The sequence below is a fragment of the Alteromonas ulvae genome (assembly GCF_048987005.1).
Lineage (GTDB): Bacteria > Pseudomonadota > Gammaproteobacteria > Enterobacterales > Alteromonadaceae > Alteromonas.
Map to the genome: position 1 here is coordinate 3,730,282 of NZ_CP185261.1, position 19,379 is coordinate 3,749,660.

Annotated in this window: 15 protein-coding genes; 10 read left to right on the forward strand and 5 right to left on the reverse strand. The window is 44.0% G+C overall.

The window, feature by feature from the left end; genetic code table 11:
• Window positions 1–33 precede the first annotated feature (33 nt).
• Both ppc and ACOJR9_RS16165 read left to right on the forward strand, forming a co-directional pair.
• Entirely contained in the window at window positions 34–2,655 is a 2,622-nt protein-coding gene (ppc, locus tag ACOJR9_RS16160) for a phosphoenolpyruvate carboxylase (protein ID WP_420933940.1), read from the forward strand.
• Between the two features lie 194 nt (window positions 2,656–2,849).
• Entirely contained in the window at window positions 2,850–3,647 is a 798-nt protein-coding gene (locus tag ACOJR9_RS16165) for a hypothetical protein (RefSeq protein ID WP_420933941.1), read from the forward strand.
• A gap of 345 nt (window positions 3,648–3,992) precedes the next feature.
• Here ACOJR9_RS16165 and mdh read toward each other — a convergent pair whose 3' ends face one another.
• Window positions 3,993–4,931 (reverse strand): malate dehydrogenase, encoded by a 939-nt coding sequence (gene mdh, locus ACOJR9_RS16170; protein ID WP_032095517.1) that lies wholly within the window; start codon window positions 4,929–4,931, stop codon window positions 3,993–3,995.
• Window positions 4,932–5,228: 297 nt separating this feature from the next.
• Here mdh and argR point away from each other — a divergent pair, with 297 nt between their 5' ends.
• Window positions 5,229–5,693, forward strand: a complete 465-nt coding sequence (gene argR, locus ACOJR9_RS16175; RefSeq protein WP_071980650.1) for a transcriptional regulator ArgR — start codon at window positions 5,229–5,231, stop codon at window positions 5,691–5,693.
• Between the two features lie 209 nt (window positions 5,694–5,902).
• On the opposite strand, the gene ACOJR9_RS16180 is transcribed toward argR, so the two are convergent.
• Window positions 5,903–6,586, reverse strand: coding sequence for a type 1 glutamine amidotransferase domain-containing protein (locus tag ACOJR9_RS16180; protein ID WP_420933942.1), 684 nt, complete (start codon window positions 6,584–6,586; stop codon window positions 5,903–5,905).
• A gap of 244 nt (window positions 6,587–6,830) precedes the next feature.
• Window positions 6,831–9,974: a TonB-dependent receptor gene (locus tag ACOJR9_RS16185; RefSeq protein ID WP_420933943.1), complete on the reverse strand. Its 3,144-nt coding sequence runs from the start codon at window positions 9,972–9,974 to the stop codon at window positions 6,831–6,833.
• A 381-nt stretch (window positions 9,975–10,355) separates the two neighbouring features.
• Between ACOJR9_RS16185 and ACOJR9_RS16190 the strand changes: the two genes are divergently transcribed.
• From ACOJR9_RS16190 to ACOJR9_RS16210, 5 genes are all read left to right on the forward strand, one after another.
• Window positions 10,356–11,240 carry a PhnD/SsuA/transferrin family substrate-binding protein gene (locus ACOJR9_RS16190; protein ID WP_420933944.1) on the forward strand — a complete coding sequence of 295 codons (885 nt, stop codon included), beginning with the start codon at window positions 10,356–10,358 and terminating at the stop codon, window positions 11,238–11,240.
• Entirely contained in the window at window positions 11,240–12,208 is a 969-nt protein-coding gene (locus ACOJR9_RS16195; RefSeq protein ID WP_420933945.1) for a hypothetical protein, read from the forward strand. Before ACOJR9_RS16190 ends, ACOJR9_RS16195 begins: the two co-directional genes overlap by 1 nt.
• A gap of 243 nt (window positions 12,209–12,451) precedes the next feature.
• Complete coding sequence (udk, locus tag ACOJR9_RS16200; RefSeq protein WP_032095511.1) at window positions 12,452–13,075, forward strand: uridine kinase; 624 nt, start codon at window positions 12,452–12,454, stop codon at window positions 13,073–13,075.
• A gap of 12 nt (window positions 13,076–13,087) precedes the next feature.
• Window positions 13,088–14,299 carry a NupC/NupG family nucleoside CNT transporter gene (locus tag ACOJR9_RS16205; protein WP_420933946.1) on the forward strand — a complete coding sequence of 404 codons (1,212 nt, stop codon included), beginning with the start codon at window positions 13,088–13,090 and terminating at the stop codon, window positions 14,297–14,299.
• A 167-nt stretch (window positions 14,300–14,466) separates the two neighbouring features.
• Window positions 14,467–15,306 carry an isopenicillin N synthase family dioxygenase gene (locus ACOJR9_RS16210; RefSeq protein WP_420933947.1) on the forward strand — a complete coding sequence of 280 codons (840 nt, stop codon included), beginning with the start codon at window positions 14,467–14,469 and terminating at the stop codon, window positions 15,304–15,306.
• 108 nt (window positions 15,307–15,414) lie between these two features.
• Here ACOJR9_RS16210 and ACOJR9_RS16215 read toward each other — a convergent pair whose 3' ends face one another.
• Window positions 15,415–16,542 (reverse strand): tetratricopeptide repeat protein, encoded by a 1,128-nt coding sequence (locus ACOJR9_RS16215; protein ID WP_420933948.1) that lies wholly within the window; start codon window positions 16,540–16,542, stop codon window positions 15,415–15,417.
• A 413-nt stretch (window positions 16,543–16,955) separates the two neighbouring features.
• Here ACOJR9_RS16215 and ACOJR9_RS16220 point away from each other — a divergent pair, with 413 nt between their 5' ends.
• Both ACOJR9_RS16220 and ACOJR9_RS16225 read left to right on the forward strand, forming a co-directional pair.
• Window positions 16,956–17,462 (forward strand): fasciclin domain-containing protein, encoded by a 507-nt coding sequence (locus ACOJR9_RS16220; protein ID WP_420933949.1) that lies wholly within the window; start codon window positions 16,956–16,958, stop codon window positions 17,460–17,462.
• A 208-nt stretch (window positions 17,463–17,670) separates the two neighbouring features.
• Window positions 17,671–18,654, forward strand: coding sequence for a diguanylate cyclase (locus ACOJR9_RS16225; RefSeq protein WP_420933950.1), 984 nt, complete (start codon window positions 17,671–17,673; stop codon window positions 18,652–18,654).
• Window positions 18,655–18,679: 25 nt separating this feature from the next.
• On the opposite strand, the gene ACOJR9_RS16230 is transcribed toward ACOJR9_RS16225, so the two are convergent.
• On the reverse strand, window positions 18,680–19,372 hold the full coding sequence (locus ACOJR9_RS16230; RefSeq protein WP_420933951.1) for an exonuclease domain-containing protein: 693 nt from the start codon (window positions 19,370–19,372) through the stop codon (window positions 18,680–18,682).
• Window positions 19,373–19,379: the final 7 nt, after the last annotated feature.

Genomic DNA, 19,379 nt, shown 5'->3' on the forward strand with positions numbered 1-19,379 from the left:
GTATGGTTATGACCATATATTTAGGAGGATAGCATGCAAACTCATCACGATGCTGAACTAAAAGATACCGTCCGATATCTTGGAAAAACACTTGGCGAAACGATTAAAAATCAGTTGGGTCAAGGTTGGCTTGACCGTATTGAAAAGATACGAATTGACGGCCGAGCCTCGTATCAGGGCGACGGAAAATGTAGCGAAGAACTGAAAGAAACTTTCAAATCCATGTCCGACGATGACTTACTCACCGTTGGCCGTGCATTTGCACAGTTTTTGAATTTGGGCAATATTGCTGAGCAGGAATACAACGCAGCGATGAATGTCGATGCGTCGATGGACGCACTATTTGAGCACCTTGATAAAGCTGAACTCACTACTGAAAAAGTGCAAGAGGCAGTAGGCAAACTCAATATCGACCTTGTTTTAACTGCCCACCCGACTGAAGTTACTCGTAGAACGCTGATCCACAAGCATAAAGAATTAGCTGACTGCCTACAGGCCGTCCACCAAGAATCACTCAACGATGTCGATCGCAGCAAAGTAGAAACCCGTATTGCCGATTTGATTGCACAGGCATGGCATACTGAAGAAATTCGGTCGGTTCGGCCAACACCAGTAGATGAAGCTCGCTGGGGGTTCTCGGTTATCGAAAATTCGCTTTGGGAAGCGGTGCCAGACTTCCTTCGCGAGTTGAGCGATCGTCTTACCAAAGATTATAACGTTGCGTTGCCACTTGACGCGTCTCCAGTTCAATTCAGCTCTTGGATGGGCGGCGATCGCGACGGCAACCCATTCGTTACGTCTAAAGTCACTGAACAGGTATTATTGTTGGCAAGAAAGCGAGCAGCAAAATTATTCGCTATCGATTTAGATCGCCTGCAGGTTGAACTTTCAATGTACGACTGCAACGACAACCTTCGCGCTAAAGTAGGCGATGCTAATGAACCTTACCGCGCTCTGTTGCGTCCATTGGTTAACCGTTTCATTAAAACTCGCGACGGTATTGACGACTACCTTACAGGGAAAAATCCTGATACCTCAGAGTGGATTGAAAGCGATGACGAGCTTGTGGATGCACTGATGCTGTGTCATCAATCATTGATCGACTGCGGTATGCAAGTAGTTGCGAACGGCTTATTATTAGATACCATTCGCCGAGCCCGCGTTTTCGGTATTCATCTGCTGCGCCTTGATGTGCGTCAGGACTCAGAGCGTCACTCAGATGTATTTAGTGAGCTGACTCGTTACCTTGGTCTTGGTGATTACGCACAGTGGAGCGAAGCAGACAAGCAGGCGTTCTTATTGCGCGAGCTTGGCTCGAAGCGTCCTTTGTTTCCCGCTAAATGGGATGCATCCGATGACGTAAAAGAAGTACTCGATACCTGTAAAGTCGTAGCTAAACACAGCAAACACGGTTTTGGTATTTATATTATTTCGATGGCGAGCGAGCCTTCTGACGTACTTGCCGTTCAGTTATTGCTACAAGAAAGCGGCGTAAGCTGGCCAATGCCGGTTGCCCCATTGTTTGAAACGCTAGACGACTTAAACAACTCGCCTGACGTAATGCGCAAGTTGCTATCGATTGACTGGTATCGCGGATACGTTAAAGGCCGTCAGTTTGTGATGATAGGTTATTCTGATTCAGCAAAAGACGCCGGAGCCCTCGCCGCTGGTTGGGCACAGTATCAGTCTCAAGAAGCACTCGTTGCCATTGCTGAAGAATTTGATGTGTCACTAACATTGTTCCACGGTCGTGGTGGCACTATCGGTCGTGGTGGACTACCTGCTCACGCCGCTATTTATTCTCAGCCCCCAGGCTCACTTGAAGGCGGCTTCCGTGTCACTGAACAAGGTGAAACTATTCGCTATAAGTTCGGTATGCCAACACTTGCCAAACGCAGCTTAGGTATTTACGCCAGCGCGATAATTGAAGCCATGTTGTTCCCACCACCGGCACCTAAAGAAGAGTGGCGAGAGCTTATAACTGCCATGGCGGGCCAAGGCCGAGACAACTATCGCGCTACTGTGCGTCATGATGAAGAATTTGTTCCCTACTTCCGAGTGGCAACGCCAGAACAAGAGCTTGGCAAGTTGCCGCTAGGCAGCCGCCCTGCTAAGCGTAAACCTCAGGGCGGTATTGAAAGCCTACGCGCTATTCCATGGATATTTGCATGGGCACAAACGCGCTTAGTACTGCCTAGCTGGCTTGGTGTTATGCGTGCAATAGATAGCGTGAAAACGCCTGAAAACGAGAAAGTCGTCAACGAAATGTTCAGCGAATGGCCATTTTATCGTTCACGCCTATCAATGTTAGATATGGTGTTTCACAAAGCCGACCCACGCATCAGTGAAGCGTATGACGAGCGTCTAGTGCCAAAAGAGCTTAAGCACTTTGGTGAGGCTCTGCGTAGCGAGCTTAAAGAGAGTATTTCTTCTCTACTCGCGATCACTGGCGAAAAAGACATTATGACTAATGATCCTCAAGGAAAAGAGTCGATGGAAATTCGCGCTGCGTATTTACAGCCTCTTCACTACCTGCAAATTGAATTGCTTGATCGCATTCGAAAAGCAGGCGACGAGTCGCAAAATACCAGCTTAGAACGCGCTATGATGGTGACGATCACTGGTATTGCCATTGGTATGCGTAATACTGGTTAGAAAACAGAATATAGATTTGATGAGCGGTCAGCTAAACCATTGGCTACCTAAACCTCATTATTCAAAAGGCCCGTGCTGTAGCAAGCACGGGCCTTTTTATTTGAATTATTAAAAAAAACGGTTACTTTAATCCTGTCGAGCAATATGAGACTGGCAACCTTAAAAGCCCGCTCCTCTTTTTTAAAGGATTAAAAATGCGCACTATTCTACTAACACTATTTATTGCATCGTTGTCGCTAAGTCATTTTGGCAACGCCAAGACTATGGAAATGTCACCAGGGTTATGGGAAGGCATTAGTGATGATGAATTAACCTTCAGGCTACTAGAAATAAATGTCACTGGTAAACACTACCTCCACGAAATTATGATCCCGGGCGGTTTGAAAAACGTTCGGCGTACAGCCTTCACCAATGACAACATTAAGTGCATTGCAAACAGATGCACAATAAACACGGTCATTGAAAATGACGTAACGCGCACTCTCACCCTATCCCCTTATTTAGAGAGCGGTTTTTCGGTTTTAGAATCTAGCTATAAAGGGGAGGATAGTTATTTATCTCAAACCTATCGGCTTGTAAAACAAGAAGCAAAATCCACTCCCCGTAAATTTGTCGAGAATCGTAAGCATATTATTCTCGATGCTGAGAAGCGTTTAGTAGAGCACCCCTATGGCACATGGATTGGCGTGATGCAGTATTTAGATAAGCCAGAGCTAGCATTATTACAGTTGAACGATGATAAACAGGGAACGTTGAGCATATATAGCAAAGGCACCAATACATTTCAGGAAACTCAAACCCATTTTTCACCAGACAACATCAGTATAAATGGTAGTGTGATCGAGATTGAAGCTTCACACACTACCTTTGCTTCAAACATGCTTTTATTTGTTAAAACAGAAGGCATGATACACGGCTATACCTATGCCCTACACAAAGGTTACCCAGTTGGCTCGGGCGAAATAAAACTGTACCGAATCAAAAACCAATAAGGCGATGGCGAAGCCTACAATGTGCAACAAAAAGGCTGGATACGGAAGGTCGTAACAGACTGTCTGTTGTTATACTCAAACGCAGTGAGTGGATGCTGTGTGGGGGATGCTTAAACTGGTGGGCTTGTAACAAGCAGGCTTTTACTCTTTCAATAGCCCGCGCATGAATGCGATGGCGAAGCCTACAATGTGCAACAAAAAGGCTGGATACGTAAGGTCGTAACAGACTGTCTGCAGCAGGGATGCTGCAGCCAAGCCTCCATGGATGGAATCTCGGCGTGTCTGTGTAGGCCTTACGTATCCAGCCTTTGTTTAGCGGATGCAGTGCATCCGCTAACAGCCTAATTAGCCGTTTACGAAGTCTACGCCTAGCTTGATGTCGCCGCGTAGGCCTTCAAGCATGTCGTTTTTCGCTTTTTCTTCAAATGCGCTTAGCTCGCCGTATGGCAAGATTTCTTCAACACCGTTTGCACTAAGGCGAACTGGGTGTGCAAAGAATGCTGCATCGTCGCTGTCATCAGTTTGTACATAAGTGTACTCAACCACGTTCTCGCCTTGCATTGCTGCTACAAGAGATAGGCAGAATCGCGCTGCTGCTTGACCCATAGAAAGGGTTGCAGAACCGCCGCCCGCTTTTGCTTCAACCACTTCAGTACCCGCGTTTTGGATACGAGTCGTCAGGCTAGCCACTTCTTCGTCGGTAAACTCAACACCTTCAACTTGTGAAAGAAGAGGTAGAATAGTTGTACCAGAGTGACCACCAATAACTGGTACGTGAACAGAAGCAACGTCTACGCCTTTAAGCTCAGCAACGAAGGTTTCAGCACGGATGACGTCAAGTGTAGTTACACCGAAAAGTTTGTTTTTGTTATAAACGCCTTTAGCTTTAAGCGTCTCAGCTGCAATAGCAACGGTAGTGTTAACTGGGTTGGTGATGATTCCAACACACGCGTCTGGACAGTTATCAGCAACACCTTCAATAAGGTTTTTAACGATCCCAGCGTTGATGTTGAATAGATCAGAACGATCCATACCCGGCTTACGCGGCATACCAGCTGGAATAAGAACAACGTCTGATCCAGTTAGTGCACCAGCTAGGTCATCTTTACCGTGACCGGTTACTTTAACCGCAGTGGGGATGTGGCTTAAATCAACTGCTACACCAGGAACAACTGGCGCAACATCATAAAGCGCTAAATCTGAACCTGCTGGCAATTGTGTTTTTAATAACAACGACAGCGCTTGACCGATACCACCTGCAGCACCTAACACGGCTACTTTCATACCATTTCTCCTATGGGATTACTCACGTATTTAAACGGAACGTCACACTAATGCAACGCGGGGGAAAACTCAATCACCGGATCGTCTTATTGACGTCATAAGCAGCGATATTTTGTCAATATTCATTATCATGGATGATTATGCAAACAAATTGCCTAAAGTCCACCTGTGGGGCACAATATGCGAATAAAAACTGAATTCAGTTGTTTTGGCCATACCCTAATGTATTTTGGCGGTACCCTGATACCCTGATACCCTGCTGGTAAAAACGACTAATGAAACAAAAAAGAGCGCTTAATGGCTAACACAAAACAAGAACAACTGATTAAAGCTTTCAAAGAGATACTCAAAGCTGAGAGTTACGGTTCACAAGGTGAGATAGTAGATGCCTTAAAGGCGCAAAACTTCGACAACATTAGTCAGTCGAAAATATCGAGAATGCTGAGCAAGTTTGGCGCTGTACGCACTCGTAACGCTCGTGGAGACATGGTTTACTGCTTACCACCAGAGCTTGGTATGCCTACCGCTAAAAGCCCCTTAAAACAGCTGGTACTAGATGTTGTGCACAACAATGTGATGGTTATCATAAGAACTAGCCCTGGCGCCGCACAGCTCATTGCACGCCTACTCGACTCTTTGAGTAAGAAAGATGGCGTACTAGGCACCATTGCCGGCGACGACACTATCTTTATCGCTCCTGCGGATGTTCAGAAGATTGAAGAGCTACGAATTCGTGTGGAAGAGTTATTCGATAATGTCTAGCAAAGAGAGTGTTTAATAAAGACAACGTTTAACAAAGACAGTCTTTAACTAAGACAATCTCTAATTAAGTAGCGCAGAGCAATCAACGTCACAGCCTACAAAAAAGCCGCCGATAGACATTCACTATTAAGTGAGGCCATCGGCGGCTTTTTGCGTTCTAGTTCACGTTATCGTGTTATTGGCTGCACGCTTGAGTGCACCTGAGCACCTTATGACAGCAACTTAATTAACGCATCTGCTGCAGGTCGTGACGACGGTGGATTTTGACCCGTTACCAGTAATCCATCGGTACACACCTTCACAGCAAAGTCGTCTGCAGCTTCAAATTTACCACCTTTATTTCGCAGTTCGTCTTCCACCAGATAAGGCACAACATCAGTTAATTGCATTGCTGCCTCTTCGCTGTTCGTGAATCCTGTTACTGCTTTGCCTGCAACAAGAAAGCTACCGTCAGGCGTTTTCACGTCTTTAAGTACAATAGGCGCGTGACACACAGCGCCAACGGGCTTACCCGCAGCAATTGTATCTTCAATTAATTTGATTGAATGGGCGTTGTCAGATAAATCCCACAGCGGGCCGTGACCGCCTGGGTAAAATACTGCATCGAATTCTTCTGCTCTTACATCCTCCAATGGAATAGTAGAAGCAATTGCACTTCGAGCACTATCGTCTTTTGTGTAGCGAATGGCATCGTCAGTCATCGCATCATCTGAAAGGCTATTGGGGTCGATAGGCACTTCACCGCCCATAGGAGATGCGAGCGTGATGGAATAGCCTTGATCTTTGAATGCGTAATAGGGAGAAGCAAACTCTTCTAACCACATACCGGTTTTGTTACCCGTATCACCCATTATTTCGTGCGATGTCATTACCATAAGTATAGTCTTTGACATTTTACCTCCTTGCATTGGTTTTTTAAGATTTGCTCCTCGTTTCTTTCGTTTGCAAACAGCGTTCAGATCAGAATTAGTCTAAAAAGAGCCGAGGTTGTGAGATACACAAGGCTGCCTTGTATCCAAAAAACAAAGGGCCAACATCAGAAAGGGAAAAAGTCTATCAATAATGTAGCAAAAAAAACCACCGTCCATATGGGCGGTGGTTTTTGAGTTGTGTATCTAAGTGTGAAACTAGCCAGTTTTAGAAACGGTAGTTAACACCTACGCGTACTTCCCAAAGTGAAGCACCACGATTCACAGCTTCCACAGGACGTCTAAAGTCTTCATAGAGAAGTTGACCTGCATCATTAACGGAAACATCAACAACATCCTGACGAGTTTGGAACTCACGGAAATCGCCCCACTCATCATTTATCATATTGGTTAAGTTCTCAATAACGAAGAACGCGCTTGCAGTGTGTCCCTCATAGAAGCTTGGTAACTCCTGAGAAATACGAATGTCTGCTTTAACCCACCATTTCGCATTTTGACCGTTGCGTTCAGTTACCTGTCCGCGCGCTAAGCCTTCGCCAGCAACCCAGTCGTTAAATGCTGCTTCGTTTTCTGGAGAGTCAAAGACCACGTTAGCATCGTTTAGTGTAGGTATAAACAACAACTGACGGAACTCTGCACTATCCCAACCAAAAACGCCGTCATTGTATTCACCGAACACATACGAGAACGGTGCTCCTTCGTTGGCAGTCATGAATAAGTTGAATCGCGTGGCATAGCCATCAAAAAACTCATGCTTATAACCAATCGAAAGGTTAAAGCGATGGTTGATTGCATAGTCAGAGGTAGCAGCGCCTGGATTAATAGGGTCGGTAGTCGCTGTCGCACCCCAGTTCGAACCAGCCGTAGAACTTGTCATTGGATGCGCATCTTCTGCATCAACAAACGCATAACCAAGGGTTGCGTCTAAGCCAAAATCCCACTCTTTCGAAATTGACGATGACAACACGAATGAACTTCCACTATCACCGTTGACATTACCTAAAATTAAGTCTTGGCCAATTGAACGGTCAGGGTCTACAAAGCCGTAATCTGGACGCCCATCAGCGGTAATTGTCGGAACAAGGTTAGCATCGCGAACAATAGGTGCATCACGACGATCCGTGTAAATGATATCGGCAGTGACTAAATAATCGCCCGGTGCAATCCACGTTGTACCTAATGAATATTTCCATTCAGACGGAATTTCGAAGTTCGGGTCGGTAGCGTTTACAAAGGCATCGCCATCAGTAAGGCTGGTATTTGCGACTTTATCGACCATTGCCTGTGGCGCGTCATAAATTGGCTGACCACCACCTGAAAGGGGAATATCAAATATTGACGTTTCACCTCGAACGTAGCCAGGTATATCATTCGCGAAACGCTCAACAAACGTCGCTACGTTAGTTACCCCGTCATTAGAGTACGCATTAGAAATCCATACGTTTGGATTACCGCCAGAATACAAGCCGAATCCACCGCGAATCTCAAGGTCTTCATTCACGGTATAATTAAACCCTACGCGTGGCTGAAGCAAATCGAGTCCGTCAACATTGGCTGTATTTGCAAATCCATAACGGTTAGTAAAGTTTTGGTTAAACGTTGGTCTATCGTCAGAACCATATCTTTCGTAACGTAAACCAGCCATGATTTTCAAATCATCTGTTAAATAGAATTCATCTTGCACATAGAACGTTGTGATATCTTGGCTAAATGAAGCGCCAGCGTCTGCCGGGTTGTTTGTGCCCGCAGAGTTATTGTAATAAATACGGTCCGCTAGGCCAGCTTCAAAGTCAGCGATACTGTTAAAACGATACTCACCCACGGTGTGCTGCATAAACAAGTTGAACACATCAACCTCTTCATACTCAACACCAGCAGTAATCGTGTGCTCACCGTAGTAATACGTACCTGCTAGCTTAAAGTTGAATACCTCGTAATTTAGCTCGTTAGACTGCCTTGAGTCATCTGGGCCAATATACACAGTGCCGCCGCCTTCAGTACGAATTTGCGCTTCACCAAAGCCAGACGCTGCATCAAGCGAGTTTTGGCGGTTGTCTAAATCGGTGTGACCGATACGCAATTCCGTAGAAAAATCATCAGACCAATCAGAGAACAATGAACCCACAATCGCTGTTAACTCTGCTCCGCGCTCGTAAAAATGGTTGCTTAACGATAAACGCGTAGAGCCACCGTCAGACTGGCTGATGCTGAAACCGTCGTTCCAGTTATATACCAAGTTTGCACGATGTGAGTCTGAAATATTCCAGTCCAATTTTACAATAATTTTTTCATCTTCAATAGGTGCTGAACCAGGTAATCCACCCACATCATAACCATACACATTCTGCGCTATCGTAGAAATCTGACTTACATCGTCGGAAGTTACTGTTCTTCCTAATGCGTCATAGTTGAAAAGCTGAACGCCTTCCAACTTTTCATAGGCACCAAAGAAGAATAGTGTGTCTTTAATAAGCGGGAAGCCTGCGTTAACACCGTAGCGTTTCTCGGTGTAGTTACCGTTATCACGCTTGTTGCCGTTGACCTCTTCTCCTCTGAAGGAATCGCTTGTGAAGTCAAAAAATACACCGCCAGATAATTCATTAGTACCAGACTTTGTAACCGCGTTAATGTTACACGCAGTAAAACCGCCGTATTCAACATCAAATGGAGATAACTCTACCGCTACCTGTTCAATAGCATCGTAAGAAAACGGCTGACGCTCTGTCGGAAAACCATTGTTATTAAGACCAAAAGCATCGTTTAAGCGAATACCGTCAAGCGTCAAGCTGTTAAAACGAGGACTTGCGCCACCGCAGCTAATTGCATCATTTGAACTTTCATCCAAAAACACCCGTGGATCGGCACGAACAACGTCTCCAATACTACGGTTAATTGCTGGGACGTTTTGTAACGTCTCAAAATCGAATATTGATTGCGGTCCCGTGGCACCAAATGCTGTGGCGGCTAATGAGCTACCACTTACCGATATAACTTCAATATCGCTAATATCGTCAAGCATCAAGTTAACACCGAATGCGCTACCCAATTGAAGATATACATCATCAACGGTTGTATCTTGATACGCATCTGAATCGATAATTATTTTGTAAGGACCGCCAACGCGCAAACCTCGTAGGTTAAACGTGCCGTTTTCTCCCACAGTCACTTCTCTTGTTGAGCCTGAAGGTTCATGGATAACTGTAATAGAAGTACCAGCAGCAGGTGCGCCAGTAGGAGTAAGGATTCGACCCTCCACAGCAGATGCAGTTTCCTGCGCCATTGCAGCGGTGGACAAACCAATAGACAACGCAACAGCGGCTGCTATGCGGCTGATCTTTGCTGATGTGTTCATTTGTGTGTTTCCCTTTTGTTTAGAATTTTTTTCTAACTGGACGTTACAGACAACTTTCGCTTGCCCTGCTTATGGGCAAGATGTGGCTAAATTGTCTTCGAGCTTCGTGTCATTTTTATTACAAAATTGCATTTTTGTTTACGCAGAGCGGATATTCCACGGACAACTGCGCCCACTTAAACTAACCAGATGGTCAAGTTTGATTACTTATTGTTATTATTATTTCCTAATTGCAATTCACATCGCCATTCTTGCCATACGCGCGACTAATAAACAGCGTTTAACAAAAATCAGATTAACCCAGACAAAAGCTTTTAAAAACAGCATTATAATAAATTCAAATAAATTTACCTATTGCAATAAATAACCTTAGCTGTTGAAATGCCGTATTCGATTATTAACTTTACTGGTCGCGTTTTGACAGCTCTTCGAATTGTTTCTTACTTAAAGTGGTGGCTATTATTATTTGCAGCAGGTTGCTGCGTCTTAATTAATTATTTTTCAAATTTAAGTAACTTTTCTGACATACCACCACAAACAGGTCAATATTTATACTGCAATAGCGAACTTTCAGCCAATGCAGACCAGTTTGCAGTCTATGTTACAGACAGTCGAATTGCGCAGCTTGCTAGCGACAAAATCTGTAACAATAGTGTCATAAAAAGGCAGTATGGAGAAGTAAAGGTCATTATAGGTCAGAGCGACTATGACACGTTTCGTTACATTAACCACGGTGTGGTTGATTTAGCGCTAGTGAAAAGAAATGTAATAGACGCGTTTGCAGCCAACGACATCTATGGATTAACGCCTATTGCTTCTCACCCAGACTACGGCGCATACTTTATCTCGTTACGAGAGCAACCCAAATTAGAGAAAGAATATTTATTGGGAAAGCGCATTGGCCTACTTGACTACCCTAGCAGCCGTTCGGGACATATCGTGCCAAAGACAGTATTGAAACGACTTGGCTTAAGCGACACTAATGTGAGTATTGTTTACTACAACTCACATCAAGAATTAAGACGCGCACTATTGGCTGGCGAAGTTGATATTATCTCTTCTTATTGGGCGAAAGACGATGAAGAAATACTGTCAAAAAATTATATCGCACCACTTATGGAGCAAGTGAGTGGAATGCGTTGGTATTTGAAGATGCAAACAGAAAACACAGACCTATTTTGCGCAATGCAGTCAGTTATCCACGATATCGCTATGGCGCACCCTCGTCCTTATTATAAAAATATTGTGCTAGAGGAAGGCTGCTAATGAACATCTTGAACACATTGTCACTCAAACCCAAGCGACGGGTTTTTATAAACGGATTTATCCTTTTTTTATTATTACAATGTGCTGCCGTTACCGGACAACTTGTTTCTTATCAAAATACCCTTCATAGCGCTATTGATAAGGTAGAACGAAGGATTAGTTTAGACAGTGCCTTTTTAGATGTGGGCAATCAAACACTTCAGACACCTGTAAATAGCTACGCAATATGGCAGTACACCAAAAAATTGAATGTAGAGCTGACAGACAAGGGTTACCCTGTTTTAGTTAAGTCTATTCAGGGTGAAGAATTTAAAAGTGAGGAAATATCAAAACTCAGCTATCCAAAAAGTTATACAACGGTATTGAGAAATGCCGAACAACACATTCATATTGAAATAGTGAGCAAGCCTATTTCTCATGCACTTACTTTTAGTTGGACCGCTCTCATTGCGTCACTGATGATAACGCCTGCCTTTGCGATTAACACCAGAATTACCGCAAAGCAAAGAGCGCAAAGAGAAGAGGCATTATTGCCCCCTGCCCCGAAACTCATTATCAATTTGCAAGATAAAACCATATCTAACGGCGTTACTGATAACGCAGTGATGCTGCAGAACAAACCACTGTGTTTTTACACCGCATTGGTAAAATTTTGTATTGAAAATCCTGAAGAACCTCTACATCCGCACAAAGACGTGCCGAACGAATTAGTGGCGCTGGCGAACAAGAGCTTTGGTCGACTCATAGAATTAGGCCACACCAAGCGAAAAAGACCAGACTTTAACGCTAATTTAGATAAGACCCTCAGCGAAATTCGTGCAGCACTTGATGAGGTATTTAACAGCTTTAGTGAGGAAAAAGAAACCTACTATCCACCAAGAGCACAAGGAGAAGGGTCTCGCTCAAAACAACATTCTTATGCTTTACCCAAAATCACATTAGCTGACATAGAAATAATTGGTAACTAGGCCCTCACAACTCTGCAAGCTGCTTTAAATTTGCACAATGGAGAGTTATCAGCCAATAATCTTGACCAATTGGGTAATTTATTCATGGTTAAATTAAGGCCCCGCAATACCTTGAAATATCGACGAACTTCAAGAATAGACCTAGCAAAGACCAGACCAAAAACTAACGAAACGTGAATATAACATTGATTCGTGAGGGCTAAACGCGTATCTTTGCAGCAACAAAACCAGCGTTAAAATACTATGCAATCGCCATTAATTATTGCCATTTCTGGGGCTTCAGGCTCTGGAAAATCTCTTTTTACAAAAAATTTATTTAACGGATTCAGCGCACAGGGCCGTCCTGTTCAGGTTTTGCGCGAGGATCATTACTATCGTGCGCAGGACCATTTGCCCATGGAGCAGCGCGAGCAAAATAACTACGACCACCCAAACGCATTTGAGCATGAGTTGCTGAAAGCGCATTTGCAGGCGTTGAGAGAAGGGCAGCCCATTGATTACCCGCACTATTGCTACAAAACACATACTCGCTTGCCTGAAACTGAACGTTTAAATCCAGCACCAGTGATTATCCTAGAAGGCATCATGTTGCTTGCTCGCACAGATTTACTGCCTTTATACGATGTTAAAATCTTTATCGATACACCATTGGATATTTGTTTAATGCGTAGAATGATGCGCGACCTGAAAGAGCGTGGACGCTCGATAGAGTCTGTGGCCAAGCAGTACGAAGAAACCGTAAAACCAATGTACCACCAATTCATTGAGCCAAGCCGCTTTACTGCCGACGTAGTAGTAACGCAGGGTGGAAAAAACCAAATCGCATTAGATGTGATCAAATCACACATTCAGCAAGCGCTTCTTTAAGGGAATAACATTATGGTAGGTTTACTGGGCGTAGCGCTTCTGATAGGTATTGCATTAGCAATGTCGTCGGCGAGGCGCAGCATCAACTGGCGCACTGTTGGTGGTGCGTTTGCTATTCAAGCCACTGTTGGTGCGTTTGTCCTGTACTCCGAAACCGGCAAAGAATTTCTCCTAAAAGCGACAGAGTTTGTTGGCAATATCATTGGTTACAGCCAAGACGGAATAAGCTTTTTATTCGGCCCCCTTAGCAACAATTCTCTTGGCTTTATATTTGCGGTTAATGTACTGCCCGTTATTGTTTTCTTCTCCGCACTCATTGCGGTGCTTTATCACCTTAAGGTGATGGGCGTTGTTATAAAAATTATTGGTGGCCTTCTGCAAAAGCTATTAGGCACCAGTCAACCTGAGTCAATGTCTTCGGCGGCCAATATCTTTGTCGGTCAAACCGAGGCGCCTCTGGTAGTTCGCCCCTTTATTCCACACATGACTCGTTCTGAGCTGTTTGCCATTATGGTAGGTGGCTTGGCGTCAATCGCGGGCTCGGTTATGGCCGGATATGCGGGTATGGGCGTAGAACTTAAATACTTACTGGCCGCGAGCTTTATGGCGGCGCCTGGTGGATTGTTGATGGCGAAGATTATTTTGCCTGAGACGACTAAACCAAATGAAGATTTACACGACGTAGATGCAGACAGCGCAGGCTACGCCAACGTATTTGATGCTGCTGCTAGTGGTGCAGCGTCAGGCATGCAGCTTGCGTTAAACGTAGGTGCAATGCTACTCGCTTTCATAGCACTGATTGCCATGTTCAACGGCCTCATTGGCTGGACCGCAGGGCTATTTGGCTATGAAAACGTGACTTTTGAAGGGATCCTGGGGTTTGTTCTTCAGCCACTTGCATGGGCAATCGGCGTACCATGGGAAGAAGCACAACTTGCTGGTAGCTTTATTGGGCAAAAGATGGTGGTGAACGAGTTTGTCGCGTACCTCAGCTTTTTAGAAAACCAAGAGCAACTATCTCAAGCCTCTCAGGCCATTATCACCTTTGCATTATGTGGTTTTGCAAACTTCTCTTCTATCGCTATTTTGATGGGCGGAATTGGTGCTATGGCGCCAACACGCAGAAAGGAAATTGCGCGACTGGGATTAAAGGCAGTTATTGCTGCAACCTTATCTAACTTAATGAGCGCTGCACTAGCTGGTATTTTTCTCTCTCTCGGTTAAGATTTTTTTAGACCGACTATTTGGTCAGGTTTTACTAGACTAAACGGTCAGGTTTATGTAAATTACGCACATTCTTCGCAGGCGTTGATCTGAATCAACGCCTGCGTCTTTTTTCTGTAGCCCGTCTACCTTTATAATGCCGCAATCAAACTATACGGGATAACGTTATGCAATTAGTTGCTGTTGATTACCAAGCTGAAAACGCTCAAGAAGAATTTGTTAAATCACTTCGAGAAACTGGATTTGGTGTTCTTAAGAACCACCCTATTCAGCAGTCTTTAGTTCAAGGTATTTATGACAATTGGCAGGGTTTCTTCAATAGTGAACAAAAGAACGATTACCTTTATAACAAAGGTAAGCAAGACGGATTTTTCCCTCAGAGTGTTTCTGAGGTTGCTAAGGGTTTCACGAAAAAAGACATAAAAGAGTATTATCACTTCTATCCTTGGGGCCAATGTCCAGAGGAGCTACGTCCTCAGGTATCGCAATACTACAAAGAAGCCAACACGCTTGCTTCAGAGTTATTGAGTTGGATTGAGTCTCACTCGCCAAGTGAAGTGAGTGATAAGTACAGTCAGCCGCTAGGGGATATGATTAAGGATTCTGATCAAACTCTATTGCGTATTCTTCACTATCCGCCACTAAGCGGTGATGAAGAGGTGGACGCCATTCGCGCTGCTGCTCATGAAGATATTAACTTAATTACTATTTTACCAGCTGCAAATGAGCCGGGCCTTCAGGTTCAGGCGAAAGACGGCAGCTGGCTGGATGTTCCTTGTGATTTTGGTAGTTTGATTGTAAATATTGGTGACATGCTGCAAGAAGCATCAGGCCACTATTTTCCATCCACAACCCACAGGGTAGTGAATCCTGATGGCGCAGACATGACAAAGGCTCGTATTTCACTCCCTTTGTTTTTGCACCCTAGACCAGATGTTGTTCTTTCAGAACGTCATACCGCAGGCTCATACCTGCAAGAGCGCCTTCGTGAGCTGGGCGTGATTTAAGTTAAGTTCCTTTTGTAGTGTTACCTTTCTGCCACGGCTCGTCCGTGGCTTTTTTCTATTTGACTACTAACTAGAAAAAGTTGCCCACTTTATTGATTTTACACCTACTCAGTTTTTTGCCAATACTGCGAGCTTTGATGCATAACGCTTTGCAGTATAGTCATCGGTAGCGTGTTCCTCTGCGCTTTTAAGATAAAAAACGGCATTAGTGGTGTCGCCTAATTCAAAATAGGTTTTGGCCAGTCCAAATAAAACTTCGTGGTTCTTTCTATCTAGTCTTATAGCGCGCTCATAATGCGCCAATGCTTTGTCAAAATTATCATCTTCAAATGACTGTTCGCCAAGAATGTAGTGATAAAAGGGGTTATTCTTTCTTTTGGTTTCTATTTTACTGAAAAGCTCAGCCGCTTTTTCCTCCTTATTTTGATATCGATATAAAATAGCGAGATTTTCCCATACGGTTAAATTTTCAGAATCAAGGGATAATGCGTGTTCATAGGTTCGCTCTGCTTGTTCAAAATCTCCTTGCATACGATAAAGTACACCTAAATTCGTCCATGTCTGTTGTAATTTTGGATCTACTTTGGCTGCGGCTCTGAAATAGCGGTATGCACGGGTGTAGCTATTTGCCACAAAGGCATCAGCCCCCTTATTGTTATAAAACATGGCGAGGACACTTTTTTTCGACACAGGAATGCGAGGAAAATGACTTCGAATAGCTTGTGGATCAAAGTCTACATCGGCATATGTTGCTCCTATGGTCATCCCCATTGTCGTTTCAGGCGCGCTCACTCTTAAATTAATGTGCCCATTAAGCAAACTAAAGCCATCTCTGCGCGTCCAGTATTCAGGAATATCAACCTCATAAAATGTGGTATTTAATCCAAGGTGTTGCGCTAAGGCAAAGGTCATAATTGACAAAGACAGGCAATTGGCCGCTCGGTTACTAAAGGTTGTATTTGCCACAGTGTTAGCATTGTTACGATACATCATGCCATTATCCGAGTAGTCTAAAATAGCGCTTACAAAGCCGCTTATGTTCCTCGCATTTAATCCGCTGTCGTAAACTGATTGCTCGGCAAACCGTTTTGCTTCTTCGCCGAGATAAAATACCTCCTCCTCTGACTCAATGTTGAAAAGAGAGTAGCTAGGAAACAATTCGTCTTTTAATAAAGGTTTGATATCTGCAATTTCAGTATCAGCCTGCTGTGTGCTTTGGCAAGCAACTAAACACATCGTTATTACTAGAAAAGTTAATAATGACCGGGTAGGCATGGCTTTTACTCCTAATGCGGTATACGAGTTCGTTTAATAAGACCGCTTCAAGCCTTTATGAAGCGTCATGACCTATAATAAGTATAGACTGCTCTTACTTACTTGCTTTTCTCTCCGTCACCTCCAGTGCTATTTTTTCCTGTTATTGGCCTAAACTTTTCTTTCTCTCATTCCTGCGCAGAAAAAATAAATAACCCACTGTTCTCTGGCCTCTTCCCCGATTTACAGGCGCATATCCGTATTGAAGTGACCTATGTTACATAAAGTTAATCATCACTTTTTGAAAAGCCGCCGTAATCAGTAACGAAACTAAAAGTGTTAAAAGATAGTAAAAAACTTTTACACATCGTTGGACAAACTCAAAAGGAAATATTATGCGTAAGTTGTTAAGTGCTTTAGTTATATTAGTCGTTAGTTCTTCTGTATTTGCTGGACACCACAAAATGGGTGACCATAAAGACATCGTCGATACAGCGGCGAGCAATCCAATGTTTTCAACCTTAGTAGCTGCGGTAAAAGCAGGTGGCTTGGTTGAGACATTAAAAGGTGACGGTCCTTTTACTGTGTTTGCACCTACTGACGATGCCTTTGCGGCGCTCCCTGCAGGTACGTTAGACATGTTGCTAAAGCCAGAGAACAAAGACACCTTAGTGCAAATTCTTACTTACCATGTTGTTGCAGGAAAAGTGGAAGCGAAAGACGTTGTTTCACTGACATCCGCGACGACAGTAGAAGGCAGTGATGTAGCTGTGAACGCGGCCATGGGCAAAGTTAAGATTAACGACGCGAATGTCGTGAAAACCGATGTAATGGCAGAAAACGGCGTGATCCACGTCATTGATGCAGTGCTGTTACCTGCTGATGTGGCAGCTGCACTATAATTTAGATATTGGCCGACTCTACACGAGAAGGAAAACCACCGCCCTGTGCGGTGGTTTTTTATGTAGGTGGGCAGCGTAAATACAACATTGTTTTGCCAACATATAAGTGTTTAAAATTAAGACTTATGTTGAATGCCCGTTTTTTTCATAACGGTGTAGAGTTAATTACATAATACTACCTCAGCGTAGTGTCCTGAGGAGATTTTTTGTGTACCTAGAACAAGTTGACAACAGAGCACTTTCTGATTGTAACGTTCTCATTGTAGATGATGACGCCAGCAGCAGACTCATACTAGAAACCCTGCTAACCGATATGGTCTCATGCATTTCCGTTGCCTCAGGAGAAGAGGCCGTCGAATACTGCCGCTTTAAAAAGCCTGACCTTATTTTGATGGATGTTTCCATGCCAGAGTTAGACGGTCATGCTACTACCGCCTTGCTGCGCAAAAAGCCTCAGTGCGAATCAATACCTATTATTTTTGTTACATCCTCTACAACAGAAGCAGAAGAATCAAAGTGCTGGAATTCTGGGTGTGTAGATTTTGTGGTAAAGCCAGTGAATGCCTGCACCCTCCAAAATCGCGTAAAATCTCATTTAAAAAACAAAATGCGTAACGACTTGCTTGAAAAACTTATTTACGTAGATAAGCTAACAGGGGCGTACAACAGGCACTATCTCGATGATTATCTCCCTCGATTAGTTCGCGATGGGCTTCGCAATATTACGCCGCTATCACTCGTTATTTTTGACGTCGATCACTTTAAGTTATTTAATGATATGTATGGCCACTTAGACGGCGATAGCTGCCTGTGGAAAGTAAGCCAGTGCATTAGTGAGTCTTTACAGCGTCCTATGGACAAGCTAGTACGTATCGGTGGTGAAGAGTTTTTAGTTATCTTACCTAACACCGATACCAAAGGAGCCGCGGAAGTAACAAATAGGCTACTCAAATCCGTTTACGAATTAAATATTAGACACGATGCCTCAGAATTTGATCGAGTTACACTCAGCGCGGGCGTATCCACCAAGCTGGCAGATGATGAAAAAACAATCGAGTATGTCATGTTAGAAGCAGATAAAAATCTCTACCTTGCTAAGACCGACGGTCGAAATCGTGTGAGAGTAGAAGGGTTTGATGGAGCTGAATATCACCCCCCAGTGCAGGGAATTAAAACGCAAGTCATTGTTTAATCTTTGCGCTCACTTGGCTTTGTGTTTATCTATTCTTTGTTGCCCCCAATCGGTACCTCCCCATTGCCTTGGTGTGCAAAAGTTCAGTTAACGGACTGGATTGGTCTAGTCCAAGTTGCTCAAACTGAGCAAACAATAGCTGAATTGTGGCAAGTGCATCGTCAAGGGCGTTGTGTTCAGGGCAGCTTGGAAGGTCTAATCGCTGTCGGCACACGGTAAGCGTTGCGCTATTGGTAGGAAGCACTTGATGTTGCTTATTTAACTGATAAACCGCTAGTTTAAGCGTATCAATGTAGGTGACGTCTACAGCGGGCAAAGACAGTTCTACAAATGCTTTATTGATCGCCGCTAAATCCAGGCTCGCATTGTGAAACACCAGCACTGACGATTGAAGCAGTGGCATCATTTTTTCTAGACTGACAGCTAAAGACTCTCCTTCTGCCAAAATATCATGCGTTAACCCGTGAATGACCGGGCTTTGACCTAACGCAGCCGATGTTTTGATAACAAAGTACTCGCAGGAGCACAGCGACAGTTTGCCCCCCTTACCTGTTACCCACCCAATAGACGTAATATCAGTGGTTTTAGCGTCGAGGGAGGTCAACTCAACATCAATAGCCAGTAAGTCTGTATTATTGATATATCTACCGCTAAGTTGCTTCGCTAGCGACGAGCCGGCTGATAATGTGAGTCGTTCTTTAAACCACTGCAGTATCATCTATTGT